Source organism: Pseudomonas sp. K5002, from assembly GCF_013386655.1.
In the GTDB taxonomy this organism is placed as follows: Bacteria; Pseudomonadota; Gammaproteobacteria; order Pseudomonadales; family Pseudomonadaceae; genus Aquipseudomonas.
The window spans coordinates 1-408 of sequence record NZ_JACARK010000226.1 but is presented as its reverse complement, the minus strand read 5'-3'; the positions used below and the strand labels follow the sequence as shown (position 1 = coordinate 408).

At 48.0% G+C, this 408-nt stretch carries 2 tRNA genes and 1 rRNA gene; all 3 read right to left on the bottom strand.

What is annotated here, in order from left to right:
• Positions 1-70: 70 nt before the first annotated feature.
• Positions 71-146 (bottom strand) — tRNA-Ala (locus HX846_RS12260).
• A gap of 10 nt (positions 147-156) precedes the next feature.
• Positions 157-233: transfer RNA gene (locus tag HX846_RS12255), tRNA-Ile, on the bottom strand.
• Between the two features lie 124 nt (positions 234-357).
• Positions 358-408, bottom strand: a 16S ribosomal RNA gene (locus HX846_RS39240); the annotation flags it as partial.

Genomic DNA, 408 nt, shown 5'->3' with positions numbered 1-408 from the left:
AATCAAAGACTAGAAATCAATATTCATTGGCGAATATTCATTTCTAAACTCTAACAGTAGAAACAGTTAATGGTGGAGCCAAACGGGATCGAACCGTTGACCTCCTGCGTGCAAGGCAGGCGCTCTCCCAGCTGAGCTATGGCCCCATAACAAAATTGGTGGGTCTGGGCAGATTCGAACTGCCGACCTCACCCTTATCAGGGGTGCGCTCTAACCAACTGAGCTACAGACCCAATTTCGAGCGCGTAACTGATTAGCTAAGAGCTATCAGCTTGGAGCTTAAAGCTGCTTCTATCGTCTTCTTCAATGAATCAAGCAATTCGTGTGGGAACTTATGGAGCAGCTGATGTCGTCGATTAAGGAGGTGATCCAGCCGCAGGTTCCCCTACGGCTACCTTGTTACGACTT